Source organism: Streptomyces sp. NTD107 (genome assembly GCF_059510435.1).
Genome location: NZ_JCAJZV010000004.1, coordinates 306,352 through 325,219 on the forward strand (window position 1 = coordinate 306,352; position 18,868 = coordinate 325,219).

20 protein-coding genes are annotated in these 18,868 nt (G+C 73.1%); 9 read left to right on the forward strand and 11 right to left on the reverse strand.

Translation table 11 applies throughout. The features are described from left to right. Positions 1-19 precede the first annotated feature (19 nt). On the forward strand, positions 20-757 hold the full coding sequence (locus tag AC5WRL_RS11380) for a ferritin-like fold-containing protein (RefSeq protein ID WP_496088290.1): 738 nt from the start codon (positions 20-22) through the stop codon (positions 755-757). Between the two features lie 343 nt (positions 758-1,100). Here AC5WRL_RS11380 and AC5WRL_RS11385 read toward each other — a convergent pair whose 3' ends face one another. Both AC5WRL_RS11385 and AC5WRL_RS11390 read right to left on the reverse strand, forming a co-directional pair. After that, on the reverse strand, positions 1,101-1,649 hold the full coding sequence (locus tag AC5WRL_RS11385) for a hypothetical protein (RefSeq protein WP_496088291.1): 549 nt from the start codon (positions 1,647-1,649) through the stop codon (positions 1,101-1,103). A gap of 41 nt (positions 1,650-1,690) precedes the next feature. Beyond that, positions 1,691-2,392 carry a hypothetical protein gene (locus tag AC5WRL_RS11390; protein ID WP_496088292.1) on the reverse strand — a complete coding sequence of 234 codons (702 nt, stop codon included), beginning with the start codon at positions 2,390-2,392 and terminating at the stop codon, positions 1,691-1,693. 187 nt (positions 2,393-2,579) lie between these two features. Here AC5WRL_RS11390 and AC5WRL_RS11395 point away from each other — a divergent pair, with 187 nt between their 5' ends. Further along, positions 2,580-3,731, forward strand: coding sequence for an Mrp/NBP35 family ATP-binding protein (locus AC5WRL_RS11395; protein ID WP_496088293.1), 1,152 nt, complete (start codon positions 2,580-2,582; stop codon positions 3,729-3,731). Between the two features lie 55 nt (positions 3,732-3,786). Here AC5WRL_RS11395 and AC5WRL_RS11400 read toward each other — a convergent pair whose 3' ends face one another. From AC5WRL_RS11400 to sigE, 5 genes are all read right to left on the reverse strand, one after another. Then, positions 3,787-4,494 carry a hypothetical protein gene (locus tag AC5WRL_RS11400; RefSeq protein ID WP_496088294.1) on the reverse strand — a complete coding sequence of 236 codons (708 nt, stop codon included), beginning with the start codon at positions 4,492-4,494 and terminating at the stop codon, positions 3,787-3,789. Between the two features lie 138 nt (positions 4,495-4,632). Continuing rightward, positions 4,633-5,112 (reverse strand): sec-independent translocase, encoded by a 480-nt coding sequence (locus AC5WRL_RS11405; protein WP_496088295.1) that lies wholly within the window; start codon positions 5,110-5,112, stop codon positions 4,633-4,635. Positions 5,113-5,217: 105 nt separating this feature from the next. Continuing rightward, positions 5,218-6,822 (reverse strand): S1C family serine protease, encoded by a 1,605-nt coding sequence (locus tag AC5WRL_RS11410; protein ID WP_496088296.1) that lies wholly within the window; start codon positions 6,820-6,822, stop codon positions 5,218-5,220. Positions 6,823-7,486: 664 nt separating this feature from the next. After that, positions 7,487-8,359, reverse strand: a complete 873-nt coding sequence (locus AC5WRL_RS11415) for an anti-sigma factor family protein (RefSeq protein ID WP_496088297.1) — start codon at positions 8,357-8,359, stop codon at positions 7,487-7,489. Beyond that, positions 8,356-9,135, reverse strand: coding sequence for an RNA polymerase sigma factor SigE (sigE, locus tag AC5WRL_RS11420; RefSeq protein ID WP_496088298.1), 780 nt, complete (start codon positions 9,133-9,135; stop codon positions 8,356-8,358). The genes AC5WRL_RS11415 and sigE overlap by 4 nt, the downstream gene beginning before the upstream one ends. A 159-nt stretch (positions 9,136-9,294) precedes the next feature. Between sigE and AC5WRL_RS11425 the strand changes: the two genes are divergently transcribed. Next, entirely contained in the window at positions 9,295-9,945 is a 651-nt protein-coding gene (locus tag AC5WRL_RS11425) for an O-methyltransferase (protein ID WP_496088456.1), read from the forward strand. 95 nt (positions 9,946-10,040) lie between these two features. Here the strand turns inward: AC5WRL_RS11425 and AC5WRL_RS11430 are convergent, their stop codons facing one another. Then, positions 10,041-10,208 carry a DUF3117 domain-containing protein gene (locus tag AC5WRL_RS11430; RefSeq protein ID WP_019434894.1) on the reverse strand — a complete coding sequence of 56 codons (168 nt, stop codon included), beginning with the start codon at positions 10,206-10,208 and terminating at the stop codon, positions 10,041-10,043. Between the two features lie 202 nt (positions 10,209-10,410). Here AC5WRL_RS11430 and AC5WRL_RS11435 point away from each other — a divergent pair, with 202 nt between their 5' ends. Further along, on the forward strand, positions 10,411-11,205 hold the full coding sequence (locus AC5WRL_RS11435; RefSeq protein ID WP_496088299.1) for an enoyl-CoA hydratase/isomerase family protein: 795 nt from the start codon (positions 10,411-10,413) through the stop codon (positions 11,203-11,205). Between the two features lie 8 nt (positions 11,206-11,213). On the opposite strand, the gene AC5WRL_RS11440 is transcribed toward AC5WRL_RS11435, so the two are convergent. Next, a complete protein-coding gene (locus AC5WRL_RS11440; protein WP_496088300.1) occupies positions 11,214-11,603 on the reverse strand; it encodes a DivIVA domain-containing protein in 390 nt (129 codons plus the stop codon). 132 nt (positions 11,604-11,735) lie between these two features. On the opposite strand from AC5WRL_RS11440, the gene folP reads away from it, so the two are divergent. After that, on the forward strand, positions 11,736-12,596 hold the full coding sequence (folP, locus tag AC5WRL_RS11445) for a dihydropteroate synthase (RefSeq protein WP_496088301.1): 861 nt from the start codon (positions 11,736-11,738) through the stop codon (positions 12,594-12,596). A gap of 25 nt (positions 12,597-12,621) precedes the next feature. Here the strand turns inward: folP and AC5WRL_RS11450 are convergent, their stop codons facing one another. Together AC5WRL_RS11450 and dapE are read right to left on the reverse strand one after the other, a co-directional pair. Continuing rightward, complete coding sequence (locus tag AC5WRL_RS11450; protein WP_496088302.1) at positions 12,622-13,374, reverse strand: LOG family protein; 753 nt, start codon at positions 13,372-13,374, stop codon at positions 12,622-12,624. A gap of 113 nt (positions 13,375-13,487) precedes the next feature. Next, positions 13,488-14,567, reverse strand: coding sequence for a succinyl-diaminopimelate desuccinylase (gene dapE, locus AC5WRL_RS11455; RefSeq protein WP_496088303.1), 1,080 nt, complete (start codon positions 14,565-14,567; stop codon positions 13,488-13,490). 58 nt (positions 14,568-14,625) lie between these two features. Here dapE and AC5WRL_RS11460 point away from each other — a divergent pair, with 58 nt between their 5' ends. From AC5WRL_RS11460 to AC5WRL_RS11475, 4 genes are all read left to right on the forward strand, one after another. Beyond that, a complete protein-coding gene (locus tag AC5WRL_RS11460; RefSeq protein ID WP_496088304.1) occupies positions 14,626-15,585 on the forward strand; it encodes a VldE C-terminal domain-containing protein in 960 nt (319 codons plus the stop codon). 88 nt (positions 15,586-15,673) lie between these two features. Then, complete coding sequence (locus tag AC5WRL_RS11465; RefSeq protein WP_496088305.1) at positions 15,674-16,225, forward strand: TetR/AcrR family transcriptional regulator; 552 nt, start codon at positions 15,674-15,676, stop codon at positions 16,223-16,225. An 84-nt stretch (positions 16,226-16,309) separates the two neighbouring features. Beyond that, positions 16,310-17,881, forward strand: coding sequence for an MFS transporter (locus AC5WRL_RS11470; RefSeq protein ID WP_496088457.1), 1,572 nt, complete (start codon positions 16,310-16,312; stop codon positions 17,879-17,881). Continuing rightward, complete coding sequence (locus tag AC5WRL_RS11475; protein WP_496088306.1) at positions 17,878-18,828, forward strand: M56 family metallopeptidase; 951 nt, start codon at positions 17,878-17,880, stop codon at positions 18,826-18,828. The genes AC5WRL_RS11470 and AC5WRL_RS11475 overlap by 4 nt, the downstream gene beginning before the upstream one ends. Positions 18,829-18,868: the final 40 nt, after the last annotated feature.

Below are 18,868 nucleotides of genomic sequence, written 5' to 3' on the forward strand. Positions count from 1 at the left end.
GGGGACTATTGTGCGGTCCATGCAGACGCCGCAGAGCCCTGAGCAGCCCGCCGTTCCCGATGCCGCCGAGCCCACGCAGGACTGGGCCCAGGCGTCCGCCGACCCGCGTTACCGGGCGGCCGTGGTCGATCTGCTGGGGGCACTGGCGTACGGGGAGCTGGCGGCCTTCGAAAGGCTGGCCGAGGACGCCAAGCTGGCGCCGGGGCTCGCGGACAAGGCGGCGCTGGCACGGATGGCGTCGGCGGAGTTCCAGCACTTCGAGCAGGTGTCCCGGCATCTGGAGGGCATCGCGGAGGAGCCGGTGACGGCGATGCAGCCGTTCGTCGTCCCGCTGGACGAGTTCCACCGGCTGACCGCGCCGTCGGACTGGCTGGAGGGCCTGGTCAAGGCGTATGTGGGCGACGCGATCGCCGCGGACTTCTACCGCGAGATCGCCTCCCGGCTCGACGCGGACACCAGGGGCCTGGTGCTGCGGGTGCTGGACGACACGGGTCACGCGTCGTTCGCGGTGGAGAAGGTACGGGCGGCCATCGAGGCCGACCCGCGGGTGGGCGGCCGGCTGGCGCTGTGGGCGCGCCGGCTGATGGGCGAGGCGCTGTCGCAGGCCCAGCGGGTGGTGGCGGACCGGGACGCGCTGTCCACGATGCTGGTCGGCGGGGTGGCCGACGGCTTCGACCTGGCGGAGATCGGCCGGATGTTCTCCCGGATCACCGAGGCCCACACCAAGCGCATGTCGGCGCTGGGCCTGTCGGCGTAGGGCCTGCGGCCCGCTCGCCCGACGACCGGCGGACGACGGCGGACCTGCCCGGGTCGGCTCCGCCCCGGCCACCGCCGACGCGGAGCGATGCCCCGCGCCCGGACCCGACACACATCACGGACGGAGCCAACGCCGGGATGCGGCCCCAGGCACCCCGTGACGGGCGGCAGGTGCGTGGCGGCGCCGGCAACAGAGCCGTACCGAGCGGGTCCCCACGCAGGGCCACGGCCCAACCGGTCGGCAACGGCCGACGCCGGGCGCGGCAAGCGGCAAGCGGCAAGCGGCAAGCGGCAAGCGGCCACGGGGCCGTACCCGGGCGCACGTGCCCGGCAAGGGCTGGCCGCTATCCGCGGCGGCCCCGCCGCCCCCGCTTCACGGGGAGCCCGCTCGGGGCCGCCACCCTGGTCGCCGCCGGGGTCGGCAGCGGTGGCGCCGCCCCGCTGCCGTCCGGCATCGCGCCGGGGCGCTGTTCCGCCGGGCCGGCGGGCTCCAGGCGCAGGATGCGGCACTCCCGCGCCCAGCGCGCCAGCAGGCCGTCCTGGTCGGGGGCGTTCAGCCGCTTGCCCTTGAGTTCGGCGGCGGTCGCCTCCCACAGCTCGCTGCCGGGCGCCGGTACGGTGACCCGGGCCGGCCAGACGATCAGCCGGCCGCCCTTGTCCTTGCTGCGGCAGCTCACCGTGGCCGTTCCGCCGTCCGTCAGCCCGAGCCCGTCCAGCGGCTGCTCGCCGCGCCGCCCGTCGTCGCCGTCGCCGCCGCCGCCGCCGACCAGGCAGACCGCGCCCTCGTGCCAGACGTGCCACAGCCCCCGGGCCGGGCCCTGCGGCCCGCGCACCCACACCAGGGCCGACTTCTTCGCACTCTCCTCGATCAGCGCCCGATCGATCATGCTCATCAGCCCTCGGCCCTCATCCCTCGGTCCTCAGTTCTCAGTCCTCAGTCCTTGTCCGTCACCATCTCGTCGCCGTAGTCGAGGATCTCCTCGTCCGGCGGCGCGTGCAGCGTGAACTCCTTGTTCCAGTCCGTCAGCGTCAGCTCCCCCGCCGCCCCGCCCCGCTCGAACCGCAGCGGGTACGGCGTGCCGATCAGCGAAACCTCCATGGCCCCGCCCACGCCCTCCGCCGCCTCCAGCCGGATGGTCTGCACGCCGCCGATCTCGCCCCGCTCCCCTATCGCCCGCTCACCCTCCAGCGCCAGCAGCCCGTCCAGCAGCACCATCCGGTCGGTGAAGCCGCTCAGCTGCGCGTAGGCCGGATCCTCGGGCGCGACCCGCACATACTTTCCGTCCAGCTTGTACGCCGGATCGGGATCCTCGCCGCCGTCCTCGCCCTCGTCCTCCCCGCCCTGGGCCTGCCAGAACCCCACATCGGCCTTGATGTACAGGTCCTCGCCGATCCGCAGCAGCTCGAAGGTGGTGCCCTCGGTGGACACCTCCCCCACCCCGCCCTCCTCGCCGATCCGCATGTCCAGCCGGTATGTGGTCCCCTCGGTGATCACGGTGCCGGACAGCCGTACGGCGGTGGCTCCCTGGACGGCGCCGCGCGCCTCCTGCTCGATCTCCTCGGCGGTCAGCTTCGCCAGCCCGTTGGTCCCCTCGTCGGGGTCCTCGTCGCTGCCGCCGCACGCGGTGAGCGTCACGCTCGCCAGCGCGCAGCAGAGCGCCAGTACAGCCCTGCGCCACCTGGGCCATCCGGGGACCGCTGCCCTCACGTCGGCTGCCTTTCCACTCGGGGGTCGGGGAGTTGAGCGGCAGCGTACCGGTACCGGCTCATCACCCCTGACGGCAGTAGCCCTTGGGCCCGGTGGCCGCCGTACCATCGGGGGCATGGCTACCGACATCCCCCAGCCCACGGACAGCGCCGTTCGGGCCGCGCTCGCCACGGTGAACGATCCGGAGATCCATCGGCCGATCACCGATCTGGGCATGGTCAAATCCGTGGAGATCGCCCCCGACGGCACCGTCACGGTCGGCGTCTACCTCACGGTCCAGGGCTGCCCGATGCGGGAGACGATCCACTCCTCCGTGGCGGCGGCGGTGCGCGCCGTGCCCGGGGTGAGCGACGTACGGGTCGAGCTGGACGTGATGAGCGACGCCCAGCGCAAGGAGCTGGCGAGCACGCTGCGCGGCGGGCAGGCCGAACGGGAGGTGCCGTTCGCCAAGCCGGGGTCGCTGACCCGCGTCTACTGCGTGGCCTCCGGCAAGGGCGGCGTCGGCAAGTCCTCGGTGACCGTCAATCTGGCGGTGGCCCTGGCCGCGCGCGGGCAGAAGGTGGGCGTGGTCGACGCCGACATCTACGGCCACTCGGTGCCGCGCATGCTGGGTACGGACGGCAGCCCCACCCAGGTCGAGAATATGATCATGCCGCCGTCGGCGCACGGCGTGAAGGTGATCTCGATCGGCATGTTCACCCCGGGCAACGCGGCCGTCGTGTGGCGCGGCCCGATGCTGCACCGCGCGCTCCAGCAGTTCCTCGCCGACGTCTACTGGGGCGACCTCGACGTCCTCCTCCTCGACCTGCCGCCCGGCACCGGCGACATCGCCATCTCCGTCGCGCAGCTGGTGCCCAACGCCGAGATCCTGGTGGTCACCACCCCGCAGCAGGCCGCCGCCGAGGTCGCCGAACGCGCCGGGTCGATCGCCGTCCAGACCCACCAGAAGATCGTCGGCGTCGTGGAGAACATGTCCGGGCTGCCCTGCCCGCACTGCGACGAGATGGTCGACGTCTTCGGCAGCGGCGGCGGGCAGCAGGTCGCCGACGGGCTGACCAGGACCACCGGCGCCGAGGTTCCGGTGCTGGGCACCATCCCCATCGACGTACGGCTGCGCGAGGGCGGCGATGAGGGGAAGCCGGTGGTGCTGAGCGACCCGGACTCCCCGGCCGGGGTGGCGCTGCGCAAGATCGCCGACGCGCTCGGCGGCCGGCAGCGCGGGCTCTCCGGCCTGTCCCTGGGGATCACCCCGCGCAACAAGTTCTGAGGTGAGGGTGGGCGACCGGCCCACCCTCCGGGGGCGTACGGCCCAGGCCCAGGTGTCAGGTGTACCTCTCCAGGTCCTTGATCACGGAGAAGCCGAGGCCGTACGCGCTCATCCCCCGCCCATAGGCGCCGAGGTGCACGCCGTCACCGCCCGCGCCGGCCAGTACCCACCCGTACTCGGACTCCCGGTAGTGGAAGTCGGTCTGCACCCCGTCCACCGGCAGTTGCAGGATCGACCAGGCGCCGCCGTCCAGATCGTCCGCCAGCTCCCAGGCGATCGCGGTCTGCTGATCCAGCCAGTCCTGCCGCAGCGCCCGCTCCATCTGGGCCGGCCAGGTGCCGGCCAGCAGCCCCGCCCCGGCCAGCCAGGCGGCCGAGGACACCGAGGTGGCCTCCAGTACGCCGGTACCGTCCGGGCTGCGGCGCACCGGGCGGGAGGCGACGGTCACCACCACCGTGAACCGCTGCTCCTCCTGCCCCAGCTCGGTGAGCAGCGAAGGCTCGTCGCCGTGCCCGGTGGAGCCGTGCTCGACGGTGCCGTCGGTGGCCGTACCGACCTGCATCAGCCAGCGCTGGCCGGTGAACGCCTCATCGAGCCCGTACCAGGGGAACCCGGCCAGCAGATAGCCGTCCACCGCCACGCGGCGCGCCCCGGGGACGGCCTGGGGCTCGGCCCGGGGCCCGTCCGGCTCCCCGGACCCGGACCCGGACGGCCCGGGCTCACCCGTGGCGTCCTGCGGTTCTGCCCGACTCGTCGTCTCCATCTGCGCGACGCCTCCTCATTGCCCTCGTCCTGGGCACACCCCGGACATAGGGAGGATAGCCATCAGCGTCCTGGCAGGTGGGCAGGGCCGATCCACCGGTGGGCCCATATGACCTACAAGCGGGTTGAATCCACCCGCTCAGGTGGCATCGGCGTCGAAGGGGGGCGCGTCGTCAGCGGCGGCGGCCGGGGAGGTACGGGGGGCGGCGTCGCCCGGCTTGCCGAGGTCCACCGGGGTGCCGCCGGTCTTCGCCAGCTCCACCTTGTCGGAGGTGCCGCGCGGGAGCACGTGGCGGCTGTTCACCGAGTCGACGACCTCGTTCAGCTCCTTGCGGACATCCATGCTGTCGCGCAGTTCCTTCAGGCCGTACGTGTCGTCCTTGTCGAGGAGATGCTTCTGCGCGAACCGCTTGGGATTCAGGTCCTCGAACTCGAAGTCCTTGAACTCAGGGCCCAGCTCCGAGCGGATGTCCTGCTTGGCGCTGTCGGAGAATTCCCGGACCTTGCGGATGAGCCGGGCGGCGTCCTGGATCATCTTCGGCAGCTTCTCCGGCCCGAAGACCAGAATGGCCAGCACAATGATCACCAGGAATTCGAGTGATCCGATATCAAAGAACACCTGGCTGCTCCCTCACACATCTGGACGAGGCCACGGTACCGGCCACGGGCCGGAGGCGGGAGTCGCGGGGGACCCTCGATCGGTAAACAGCGGACCACATCACGCTCAGCCTCCGGACGCTTCACCGAGGGTGACGGACACGTCGATGTCGTCGCCGTCGCGCTGCACGGTGAGCGTGAGCCGGTCGCCGGGGCGGTGGCTGCGGATCTTGACGATCAGCTCGTCGCCGCTGCGGACCCGCTCGCCGTTGACGGCGGTGATCACATCGCCCTCCCGGAGCCCGGCGAGGTCCCCGGGGCCGCCCGGCTCGACGGCGGTGCCGCCGTCGTTGCCGGCCGCGGTGCCGACACGGGCGCCGCTGCCCCGGTAACTGAGGTCGAGCGTCACCCCGATGATGGGATGGGTCGCGCGGCCGGTGTTGATCAGCTGCTCGGCGATGTCCTTGCCCTGGTTGATCGGTATGGCGAACCCGAGCCCGACACTGCCGGCCTGCCCGCCGTCGGCACCCGACGGCTCGGGCGCCCGGATCGCACTGTTGATCCCGATGACCCGGCCGTCGAGATCGACGAGCGGGCCGCCCGAGTTCCCCGGGTTGATGGGGGCGTCGGTCTGCAAGGCGTTCACGTAGGACACGTCCGAGCCGTCCGACTCCTCGCCGCCGGCGGTGATCGGCCGGTTGACGGCGCTGATGATGCCGGAGGTGACGGTGCCCGCCAGATCGAAGGGCGCGCCGATCGCGACGACGGGGTCGCCGACGCGTACGCCGTCGGAGTCGCCGAGCGGCAGCGGGGTGAGCCCCGAGACCCCCGTGACCTTGACCACGGCGAGGTCGTAGCCGGCGTGCTGGCCGACGATCTCGGCGCTGGCGGTGTCGCCGCTGTTGAAGGTGACCTGTATCGAGCCGTTGCTGCTGCCGGCGGGGCGCACCACGTGCGCGTTGGTGAGGATGTGGCCCCGGTCGTCGATGACGAAACCGGTTCCGGTGCCGGCGGCGCCGCCGCCCTGCACATGCAGGGTGACCACGCCGGGGAGGGCGGTCTCGGCGATCCCCGCGATGGATCCGGGGGGTGCGGACCCCCGCTCGGAGCCGGCCTGCGGCAACCGCACCTCGCTGAACCGCCCGTCCCGCTCCAGATAGACCCCGACCCGACCGCCGACCAGCCCCGCGACCAGGGCGATGACGACGGCGCCGATCAACAGCGCGCCGCGCCGGGGCCGCGCCTTCACCTCGCCGCCGGTGACGGGCGGCGCGACGGAAACCCCCCAGGGGTCATACCGCCCCGGCCCGTCGCCCTGCGGCCCCGCCGGGGGCGGGGGTGCGGGGGCGGGGGCGGGGGCGGCAGCCGAAGCCATCCCCCCGCCCACTCCGGCCCCGGCCCCCGGCAGCCCGGCAGCGGCGGAGCCACTGCCACCCGCCGCCGTACCGGGGACAGGGCCGTCCGGCGGCGGCGTGTAGCCCCCGGCACCCTGCGGCTCGGCCGCCCCCCGAACTCCACCACCGGCAGGCGCGCCCTCGCCGAGCTGACCGCCCGCACGTCCGTCACCCGCGGCACCCGACGCGGCACCACCTGCCGACGTACCGCCATAACCACCCGCACCGGCCGCGCCATCGGCGGCGTACGGGCCGGCGTACGCAGGCCCCGTGGCACCCGCCGGCCCCGTGGTACCGCGCGCCCCGGCTGTCGGGGACCCGGTCGAGGCGGCCGGCACAGCGCCATAGCCACCCCCGGCCCCGGATGCCGCCGTCCCCGGCGACGCGAACCGCTCCGCGCCCTCACCAGTCTCCGCACCCGCAGCGCCGGGCACCGGCCCGGGAGCGGGGGTACCCGCCGCCGGGGTATAGCCACCGCCGGCGCCGGCCACAGGCCCGGGCGCAGGGGTGTAGCCACCCGCGCCCGCCGCAGCACCGAGCGACGCCGCACCACCCGGCGGCGTATAGCCACCGCCCGCCCCGGCCCCGGCCCCGGCCGCAGGCCCGGGCGTCGGGGTGCCACCCGGCGGCGTCACCGTGGTCGAGCGTGGGTCCGCGCTCGTGCCGGTGGGCGGCGGGGTGGTGCCCCGTCCGGGCTGGTGGCCGGCCGTGGTGCCGCCGTGGCCGGCGGCGGGCGCGGGTGACGGGGTGCCCGCCGGTGGCGGACAGCCGGTGTCGGCCCCGGCACCGGTGGTGGTGCCATGGGCGGGGGTGGGGGGCTGGACAGGCGGGGCTGGGGCCCACGGGCCGGGTTGGCCGTAAGGCGGGGTGCCGTAGGGGTCCTGGCCCGGTTCTTCGTCCGGGCCCCATGAGGTGCTGCCCTGCCCTGTGTCCATCGCAGTCCCCATCGTGTCCGCACTGCCGTCTTCCGGCAATGGATTCAACCAGGTCCGTCCGACCGGCTCAGCGCGGGCTCACTGCTCCGAGTGCCGTGGTCGGTGAAGGTCCTGGGGAAGCGGCGACGGGCCAGACGATCGGTTCGGTGTTCCACAGCGGTACGGGGTATCCCCAGCCCGTCGTGCCGGGCGAGGAATACTGCTGGCCGCTCAGGGCCACCGGCCCCAGCGCACCGGACAGGCCCGCGCCCATCGCGCCGGCCGGCCGGCCGGCGAGTGGTCCGGCGGACTGTTCGGCCAGCACCTCTTCCACCCGGCCCGAGGTGCGCGCCGTGGCCATCGAGGCGGTGGTGCCGGCCGCGGCCGGGTTGGGGGTGCCGGGGGAGCCGGCCGTGGGCGGGGCGCCGAGCCCCGCGCTACTGACCGCGCCCGCGATGGCGAGTGCCGCCACCGACACCGCGCCGGCCGCCGCGAAGACGAAGCGGTGGCCCGAGCGGTTGTCCCGGCTGTCCCTGGCCGGCCGGGAGGCCGCCGGTCTGTGTATCCGGAAGCCGCTGTCGGGGCCGAGGCCGGACCGGCTCAACAGGGATTCGCGGTCCGCGCCGCCGGGCAGCGCGGAGCCGCGGCCCGGGCCGAGGGGCCCGGGCCGCGGTCCGCCCGCCGGCGCGCCGAATGGCCCCGGCGGTGCCGCGCCCGCCGCGGGCAGGTCCTGGAGCCGGGCCAGCAGCCCGGAGGACAGCGTGGGCAGCGGGCTCTCGGCGAACACGCTCTTCAGCCGCCGCTGGGCGTCCGCCTCCGCCTTGCAGTCGGCGCAGGTGGCCAGGTGCGCCAGCACCCGGTCCCGGCTGTCGTGCGACAGCTCGCCGTCGATCAGGGCGGCCAGGCTCTCCCCGAGGTGCTGGTCGGCCTGGCCCGCGCCCTGTTCCGGGGCAACGCTCACTCCGCCGCACCCCCGGCCGCGAGCGCGGGCTCCGGTACCCGGACCGCCTTGCCGCCGCCGCGCGGCGAACGGTGCTTGAGGGCCTTGCGCAGATGCGAGCGGCCCCGGTGGATGCGGCTGCGGACCGTACCGAGCTTCACGCCCAGCGTGGTGGCGATCTCCTCGTAGCTCAGGCCCTCGATGTCACACAGCACCACCGCTGCCCGGAAGTCCGGGGCGAGGGTGTCCAGCGCCTGCTGGACGTCCGCGTCGAAGTGGGTGTCGTGGAAGTGCTGCTGCGGGGTGGGCTCTCGGCTGGGCAGCCGGTCGGCGGCGTCGTCGCCGAGGGCGTCGAAGCGGATCCGCTGCTTGCGCCGGACCATATCGAGGAAGAGGTTCGTGGTGATCCGGTGCAGCCACCCCTCGAAGGTGCCGGGGGTGTAGGTGGAGAGGGAACGGAATACCCGTACGAAGACCTCCTGGGTGAGGTCCTCCGCGTCGTGCTGATTACCGGTGAGCCGGTAGGCGAGCCGGTAGACGCGGGCACTGTGGGTACTGACGATCTCGTCCCAGCTGGGCGGTGCCCACGTCTGGCCGTCGGGCCCCGCACTGAAGGTCGCGGTGGCGGCGGGTGCGCCGTCAGCGGATCCGGTGTCGGTGTGGGCTCCGTCAACGATGTCAGTCACAGAATTCGGCCCGCCGGAAGAGCGCCGGAAGCGTTTGAGCACTCCCTTGCTCTCAGACGCGGCCGCACCTCCCCTGTCGGCTCTGGTGGTGTCCAGTGGAGTGCCTACCATAGCCACCTCGCCCGTTAACTCCGGATAAGTATTTATGACCGGCTTTCGGCCGCACACCCGCCGAACCCCGGCGAGGGATCAAACGTCCGGACCGCCGATCCGGTTCCCGCCCGGAGTCGCTACAGTCAAAGCCGCGAAAGACGGGGACAGGAGAAGGCCATTACCGGCAACCGGCTCACGAGCTGGGCGTTCGCTGAGGCGTACGGGTCTCCGGACGCCGACAGCCCCGAGGGGGCGGCTCTGCGCTGGGCCCACGACCGGTCGGTCGAGGGCGGGGTACGGCCGGTCTCGCCGGGCGCGGGCGACACCCTGCGGCTGCTGGCCGCCGTCTGCGGGGCGCGCGCGGTGGTGGAGATCGGCACCGGTACGGGGGTCTCCGGCATCCACCTGCTCCAGGGGATGCGCCCGGACGGCGTGCTGACCACGGTGGACATCGAGCCGGAACGGCTCCAGTTCGCCCGCCAGGCGTTCCGTACCGCCGGGTTCGCCGCCAACCGGGCCCGGTTCATCCCGGGCCATGCCCTGGATGTGCTGCCCCGGCTCACCGACGGCGGCTATGACCTGGTGTTCTGCGATGCCGACCGGCTCGAATACCTCGCCTACCTCGCAGAATCGTTGCGGCTGCTGCGCCCTGGCGGGCTGGTGTGCTTCGCGGGGGTCTTCGCGGGCGGCCGTACGGTGGGCTCGGGGCCGCAGCCCACCGAGGTGCTCAAGCTGCGCGAACTGCTGCGCGCCGTGCGGGAGAGCGCCGAGCTGATGCCCGCGCTGCTGCCGGCCGGCGACGGCCTGCTCTGCGCCGTCCGCAAGTGAACCGGCAAGTGAACCCGGGGAGCGGGAACGGCGCTGCCCCGGACCGGGTGGGGCCGGGGCAGCGCCAAGGGTTCACAGCAGTGGTGCTCGCCGGCTCAGCCGGTCACCTTCTTCAGCTCCTCATCGAGAGCGACCGCTTCGTCCGGGGTCAGCTCGACAACGAGCCGGCCGCCGCCTTCGAGCGGGACGCGCATGATGATGCCCCGCCCCTCCTTGGTCACCTCGAGCGGGCCATCGCCCGTCCGCGGCTTCATGGCCGCCATGCTCGTTCCCCTTCCTGAAACCAGCTACATCGCAGCCGACAACCCGAGCGTCACCGGCATCGAACACATTGCTTCTCGGCCATTATCCCGCATCGAGTGACCCTCTGACCAACATCGGAGGATCTCCCTTCGGCAACGCATGCTCACAAATCCCCCCAATTCGTCGCCGGGGGCGGGGTATCGCATCCCTATGCTGTGATCCATGGCCGACACTGTGCTCTACCACGTCACCGAGAGTCTCGCCACCATTACGCTGAACCGCCCGGACGCGATGAACGCCCTGGATCTCGGCACCAAGGAAGCCCTGCGCGACGCCCTGCGCACGGCCGCCGGGGAGAGCGCGGTGCGGGCGGTGCTGCTCACCGGAAACGGGCGCGCGTTCTGCGTGGGACAGGATCTGAAGGAACACATCGGGACACTGCGGAACGCCGGGCCGCAGGGGCTCACCATGAATACCGTCACCGAGCATTACAACCCCATCACCGAAGCCATCACGGACATGCCCAAACCCGTCCTGGCCGCCGTGAACGGTGTGGCGGCCGGTGCCGGATTCGGATTCGCGCTCGCCGCCGACTACCGGCTGGTCGCCGAGGGCGCGACCTTCAACACGTCCTTCGCCCAGGTCGGCCTCGGCGCCGACTCCGGGCTCTCCTGGACCCTGCCGCGCTTTGTCGGCCCGGGCACGGCGGCCGATCTGCTGCTCTTCCCGCGCTCCATCGACGCCGCCGAGGCGCTGCGGCTCGGCATCGCGCAGCGGGTGGTGCCCGACGCGGAACTCCCGGAGGCCGCCGAGCGGTTGGCGCGGCGCCTCGCCGAGGGCCCGACGCTCGCCTACGCCGCGATCAAGCGGGCGCTCGCCTACGGCGCCACCCACCCGCTGTCCCAGTCGCTGGCCCACGAGGCCGAGTTGCAGCAGGCGGCCGGCGCGTCCGCCGATCACCGGGCCGCCGTGGCCGCCTTCGTCGCCAAGGAACGGCCCCGGTTCCAGGGCAGCTGACCGGGCTGTCAAACCCCCGGTTCGGCACCCGGTTCGGCACCCGGTTCAGCACCCGGGCCGACCGGGGGCCGCTCCGGCCACCCCACCCGTACCCGGCCCAGCTCCTGCTCCAGCGCCGCGATCCGCGCGTCCCGCTCCGCCAGTTCGGCCGCCAGCCGGTCCAGTACGTCGTCGGTCTCCGCCATCCGGTAGCCGCGGGCCGCCAGCGGCAGCCGTACCGCCACCACGTCCGCCGCGCTCAGCGGCCGGTGCAGGGGCAGCGGATCGTCCGCGCGGTCCGGCTGCGCGTCCGGCAGCCCGCCGGTCACCGGGCCGCCCGAGCCGTCCCCGCTGCCCAGCACCGCCAGCGCGACCGCCGCGACGACCGCGACCATGGCCGCCATCAGAAACCAGAACACCGGGCCCGACCGCCTCTCACGTGGGTCACTTCTCACTTGGGGTATCGATCGTGCCATGCCGCACCGCCGGCGGCGGCCAGGTAGGTTCGTACGCGGTGCCGAACCGCCATATATGGGAGGGCTGACCCGACAATGCTGCGCCTGGGGACGCGAGAATTCGCGGCCGGTGAGCCGGTGATCATGGCCATCGTGAACCGCACGCCCGACTCCTTCTACGACCGGGGCGCCACCTTCGACGACGCCCCGGCGCTGGAGCGGGTGGAGCGGGCGGTGGCCGAGGGCGCGGCGATCATCGACATCGGCGGCGTCAAGGCGGGCCCCGGCCAGGAGGTGGACGCGGCGGAGGAGATACGGCGTACGGCCGGCTTTGTCGCCGAGGTGCGGCGCCGCCACCCGTCCGTCGTGATCAGCGTGGACACCTGGCGGCACGAGGTGGGCGAGGCGGTGTGCGCGGCGGGCGCCGATCTGCTCAACGACGCCTGGGGCGGGGTCGATCCGAAGCTGGCCGAGGTGGCCGCCCGGCACGGGGTGGGCCTGGTGTGCACCCACGCGGGCGGCGCGGCGCCGCGCACCCGGCCGCACCGGGTCACGTACGACGATGTGATGGCGGACATCCTGCGCACCACGGTGGGGCTCGCCGAGCGGGCGGTACGGCTCGGGGTGCGGCGGGAGGCCGTCCTCATCGATCCGGGGCACGACTTCGGGAAGTCGACGCGGCATTCGCTGGAGGCGACCCGGCGGCTGGACGAGATGACGGCGACGGGGTGGCCGGTGCTGGTGTCGCTGTCCAACAAGGACTTCGTGGGCGAGACCCTGGACCGGCCGGTGCGGGAGCGGCTGATCGGGACGCTGGCCACCACGGCGGTGTCCGCCTGGCTGGGGGCCCGGGTCTACCGGGTGCACGAGGTGGCCGAGACCCGGCAGGTGCTGGAGATGGTGGCCTCGATCGCCGGCCACCGGCCCCCGGCGGTGGCCCGCCGCGGGCTGGCGTGAGCGGCCGGCCGGGTGCGCCGTACGGCTACGGCTTGGTGACCAGGGCGATGGCCTCTTCTTCGTCGTCGGTGATGTGGAAGAGGTCCAGGTCCTTCTCGGACGCCTTGCCGCCGGCGATCATGGTGTGCCGCAGCCAGTCGGCGAGGCCCTGCCAGTAATCGCGGCCCATCAGCACGATCGGGAAGCGGGTGACCTTCTGGGTCTGCACCAGGGTGAGCGCCTCGAACAGCTCGTCCATGGTGCCCATGCCGCCGGGCAGCACCAGGAAGCCCTGGGCGTACTTCACGAACATCGTCTTGCGGACGAAGAAATAGCGGAAGTTGACGCCGATGTTCACGTATTCGTTGAGGCCCTGCTCGAAGGGCAGCTCGATGCCGAGGCCGACCGAGACCCCGCCGTGCTCGGCCGCGCCCTTGTTGGCGGCCTCCATGGCGCCCGGGCCGCCTCCGGTGATCACCGCGAACCCGGCCTCGGCGAGCCCGCGCCCGATGCGCACCCCGGCCTCGTACTCCGGCGAGTCGGGTGGGGTCCTGGCCGAGCCGAAGACGGAGACGGCCGGGCCGAGTTCGGCCAGTGCCCCGAAGCCCTCGACGAACTCGGACTGGATGCGCAGCACCCGCCACGGGTCGCCGTGCACCCAGTCGGAGGGGCCGCGGGTGTCCAGCAGCCGCTGGTCGGCCGTGCCGGGCACCACCTGTTCGCGGCGGCGTACCACCGGCCCCAGGTACTGCTCGCGGCGGCCGTCGGGGGCCGGCCGGTGCTCCGGGCTGCTGCTCATACATTGCTCCTTACGACGGTCCGTACTCCTCACTCAGCGTACGGTGACAAAAGTGAAGCGTTGGTGAAAGGGCGCGGGACAGTGCGTGACCACGCGCCCCCGTCGGACCTCTGCTAGGCGCCGAGCCAGGCGCGCAGCCGTTCCTCGCAGTGGGTGATGAGCGCGGTCTCCACCCGTTCGTCGCGGCGGTGGGCGAGGCTGGCCTCGCCGGGGCCGTAGTTCACCGCGGGGATGCCGAGCGCGGAGAACCGGGAGACGTCGGTCCAGCCGAACTTGGGCCGGGCCTCGCCGCCGACCGCCGCCATGAAGGCGCGGGCGGCGGGGTGGCTCAGGCCGGGGAGCGCGCCGGGGGCGTGGTCGGTGACCTCGATGTCGAGGGTGCCGCAGTCCGCGAAGACCTCGCGGACGTGGGCGATGGCCTGCTCCTCGTCGCGGTCGGGGGCGTAGCGGTAGTTCACGGTGACGACGCAGGCGTCGGGGATGACGTTGCCGGCGACGCCGCCCTCGATGCCGACCGCGTTGAGGCCCTCGTGGTATTCGAGGCCGTCGATGACGGGGCGGCGCGGCTGGTAGGCAGCGAGCGCGGCGAGGACCGGGGCGGCGGCGTGGATGGCGTTGGTGCCCATCCAGGAGCGGGCGGAGTGGGCGCGTACCCCGGGCAGCGTCACGCGCACCCGCAGGGTGCCCTGGCAGCCGCCCTCGACCTGGCCGGTGGAGGGTTCGAGCAGCACGGCGAAGTCGGCGGCCAGCCAGTCGGGGTGGACGGCGGCCAGGTGGCGCAGTCCGTTGCGCTCGGACTCGACCTCCTCGTTGTCGTAGAAGACGAAGGTGAGATCGCGGTTGGGGGCGGGCACGGTGGCGGCGATGCGCAGCTGTACGGCGACGCCGGCCTTCATGTCGGTGGTGCCGCAGCCCCACAGCAGGCCGTCGTCGTCCAGCCGGGAGGGTACGTTGCCGGCGATCGGCACGGTGTCGAGGTGGCCGGCGAGCAGGACGCGTTCGGCGCGGCCGGTGTCGGTGCGGGCGACGACGTTGTTCCCGTAACGGTCCACCCGCAGGTGCGGCAGTGCGCGCAGGGCGCTTTCGACGGCGTCGGCCAGTTGCTTCTCGGAGCCGCTGACCGAGGGGATGTCGACCAGCGCGGCGGTGAGGGCGGGGGCGTCGAGAGCGAGGTCAAGTGCGGGTGGTTCCATGGGCACGAGGGTACCGGTGGGTGATCCGGCTGTGACGGAGACCGGTTACGGTGGGCGCGTGCCCGAACCCACCGCATCTCGTAGACGTCGCAGGCTGGTCCGCGGCGGGTCCGCTGTCCTGGTATTGGCCGCTGTGGCCGGATATGGCGTGGTGCAGTACACGTCATCGCCCGGGCCCGCGCAGCCTCCGCATTGCAAGGTGGAGGGCGCGGGGGAGACCGCCTGGTTCACGATGAATCCGCAACAGGCCGCGAACGCCGCGACGATCGAGGCGGTCGGCTCGGCGCGCGGGCTGCCGGAGCGGGCGATCACGATAGCGATCGCGACGGCGATGCAGGAGTCCAGCCTCTACAACATCGATTACGGCGACCGGGATTCGGTGGGTCTGTTCCAGCAGCGCCCCAGCCAGGGCTGGGGTTCGGTGGAGGAGATCATGGATCCGGTGTACTCGGCGGGGCAGTTCTACGACCATCTGGTCGAGGTGCCGGACTATCTGACGAAGCCGCTGACGGTGGCGGCGCAGGAGGTGCAGCGCAGTGCCTTCCCCGATGAGTACGCCAAGCACGAGCCGCGGGCGGCGCTGCTGGCCGCCGCGTTCACCGGGAGTTCGCCCGCGGCGCTGAACTGCACGGTCGGGGAGGCCGGGGTGGAGCCCTTCCCGCCGGCGCAGGTGCTGGAGCGGATCCGGGCGGAGTTCGGGGATGCGGTGCCGGTGGACGGGGACGGCGCGCTGGTGACGGTGGGGCTTTCGCCGACGGAGAACGCGCGGCGCGGCTGGGAGTTGGCGCACTGGTCGGTGGCGCACGCGGCCGAACTGGGCATCGAGCGGATCGAGCTGGGCAATCGGGTGTGGGAGGCGAAGCGGTCGACGGAGGGCTGGCGGGAGGACGAGCAGCGTGCCGACTCGGCGGCGGCGACCGGGGTGGGGGGCGTGGCGGGCGCCAGTGCCGGCGGTGAGCTGGTGCTGACCATAGTGGCGCCGGCGGACGAGGACGGGGACGACGGGACGGCTCCGTAACGGGCCGGCGGGGCGGCGGTCGGCCGGTGGGGCCGGCCGCTTTCGCACGCCGTCGTAACTTTACCTTCCGGATGGTAAAGTAATGAGCATGCGCCCGAGCTCACGCCACCTGATCCTGGATGCCGCCATCCGCGTCACCGAACGTGACGGCATCACCGCCCTGACCCTGGAATCCGCCGCCCGCGAGGCCGGGGTGACCAAGGCCGGGCTGATGTACCACTTCCCCAGCCGGGAAGTGCTGCTGACCGCCATCCAGCAGCAGCTGATCACCCAGTGGGAGGAGCAGCTGCTCCGGATGCTCGGCAAACCGCTGGCCGAGGCGACCCCCCGTGAGTCCACCGTCGCCTACGCCATCGAGGGCGCGGCCAACACCGCGAGCAAGGCGGAGCTCACCTTCATGCTCGAATCCACGGCGCAGCCCACGCTCGCCCAGCAGTGGGACGAGCTCATGCACCGCTGGGCCCCGCTGCCCGCGCGCCTGGAGGGGCCGGCCGACCTCGATCTCCTGCTGGCCCGGATGGCCTCCGACGGCATCTGGCTGTACGAGGCCACCACCGGCGCCGCGCTGCCCGCGCACCTCAAAGCGGCCCTGGTCGACCGGATCACCGAGCTGACCACGCCCCCCGCCGACCACGCCTGAGGCCCACGCCCGACACCCGCGCCCGACACCCGCGGCGGACAAGACCGAAGGAGAAACGAAGTGAACAGCGCCAAGCGCTGGTGGATGCTGGTGACCGTATCGGCGGGCCTGCTGCTGATCTCGGTGGACATGACCGTCCTGTACACCGCCCTGCCGACGCTGACCGAAGAGCTGCCGGCGGACGCCTCCCAGAAGCTGTGGATCATCAACGCCTATCCGCTGGTGATGGCCGGCCTGCTGCTGGGCGCCGGCACCCTGGGCGACCGCGTCGGCCACAAGCGGATGTTCCTCACCGGCCTGGCCCTGTTCGGTACGGCCTCCCTGCTCGCCGCGTTCGCGCCCAGCGCCGCCGTGCTGATCGGCGCCCGCGCGTTCCTGGCCGTCGGCGCCGCCGCGATGATGCCGGCCACCCTCTCCCTCATCCGCATCACCTTCGACGACGAACGCGAACGCGGCATCGCCATCGGCGTATGGGGCACGATGTCCGTCTTCGGCATGGCGCTCGGCCCCATCGTCGGCGGCCTGCTGCTGGAGCACTACTGGTGGGGCTCGGTCTTCCTCATCAACGTCCCCGTGGTGCTGATCGCCCTGGTGGCCGCCGCCCTGCTCGCCCCGGGAGGCTCCGGCAACCCCGACAAGCCCTGGGACCTGCTCGCCTCCGCCCAGATCATGGTCGCCCTGGTCGGTGTCGTCTACGCCATCAAGGAGATCACCAAGCCGCAGCCGCAGCCGCTCCACCTGCTCCTGGCGCTGCTGGCCGCCGCGGCCGGCGGCCTGCTCTTCATCCGCCGCCAGCGCGGCATGTCCCACCCGCTGATCGACTTCGCCCTGCTGCGCGACCCCCGCATCATGGCCGGGATCATGGCGGCCGGTCTGGCGATGTTCGCGGACGCCGGGGTCCAGCTGGTGCTCACCCAGCGCCTCCAACTGGTGCTCGGCCTGACCCCGCTGGAAGCCGGCCTGCTGGTGGCTGCGGTCGCCCTGGGGGCGCTGCCGGCCGGCATCATCGGCGGCGCCGTGCTGCACCGGGTCGGCACCCGCCCGCTGATCGCCGGCGGTCTGCTGCTCACCGGCGCCGGCGCGCTGCTCACCCTGGCCATGACCCCCGAGATGCTGCCGTTCCTGCGGCTGCATCCGGACCACGCGGCCTGGATCATGCCCGGCCTGGTGGTGGTCGGCGCCGGCTCCGGTCTCGCGATGACCGCCGCCTCGGCCGCCATCATCGGCAACGCCCCCGCCCACCGGGCCGGCATGGCCGCCTCGGTCGAGGAAGTGTCGTACGAGCTGGGCTCCCTGTCCGGCGTCGCGATCCTCGGCAGCATGCTCAGCGCCCTGTACACCAGTACCGTCCGACTGCCCGACGGTGCCCCGGACTCGGCGAAGGAGGGGCTGGACCAGGCCATCACCGCCGCCGGTGAACTCCCGGACGGCGTGGGCGCGGACACCCTGCTGACGGCGGCACACCAAGCCTTCGACCATGGCTATACGGCCACCCTCCTGATCGCTACGGTGGTCCTGGTGGGCGGCGCCGCGCTCACCGCCCGGCTGCTGTCCCGGCCCGCCCCGACCCTCACCGTCCCCGAGGAGCTCGGCGGCGATCCGACCACGGCCACCGAGGCCGGGCACCTGGTCACGAAGGAGAACACACCGGAGTGAGCCTCACTCTCCTCCTGCTCACGGCCACCGCCCTGAGCGCCGCAGTGCTGCTGCCGCGCGCCCTGACCCGCGCCGAATGGCCGGGCCGGGAGCCGGTGGTGGCCCTGTGGGTGTGGCAATGCCTGGTCGGCACCGTGCTGCTGTGCTGCCTCGCCGCGCTGCTGCTGGGCGGCGCGGCCGTGTTCGACACCGTACGGGCGCAGGTGTTCGCGCCCGCGCCCGAAGCCGTCACCGCCGCGTACAACCTGCACGACGTGCCCGTCTGGGCGGCCGTCCTCACCCTGCTGCTGGCCTGTGGCGCGGCCTGGACCGCCGCCATGCTGGCCCGCGAGATCACCGACGCGTACCGGGGCCGCGCGCTGCGCCGCGCCCGGCTGCGCGAACGCTCCCCCGATCTCCCCGCCGGGCTGCCGTCCGCCGAACGCGGCCCGCTGCTGGTCCTGGAGGACGAGTACCCCGACGCCTGGTGGCTGCCCGGCGGCAGCGGGCAGCTGGTCATCACCACCGGGGCGCTGCGCCGGCTCGACGGGCGCCGGCTCGACGCCGTGCTCACCCACGAGCGCGGCCACGCCCGGGCCCGGCACGACTGGCTGCTCCAGCTGTCCGGGGCGCTGGCCACCGGCTTCCCCCGGGTGCCGCTGTTCGCGCACTTCGCCGAACAGACCCAGCGGCTGGTGGAACTCGCCGCCGACGACACCGCGTCACGGCACTGCGGGCGGCTCGACACGGCGCTGGCCCTCATCGAGCTGAACGAGCACCGGGGTGTGCTGTCCTGCGCCTCCAGCCGGCGGCAGCTCGGCGACCGGGTGGCACGCCTGCTCGAACCACCCGTACGGCTGACCCCCGCCCGGCGCCGTACGGCAGCCACCGCGGCGGCGCTCGCGCCGTTACTGCCGCTGCTGATCACCTTCGGTCCCGGCCTGTTCGCGCTGGCCACCGTCCAATGACGCGGTTCTGGACCGTTTTTGCGCAGAGCTGATCATGCGA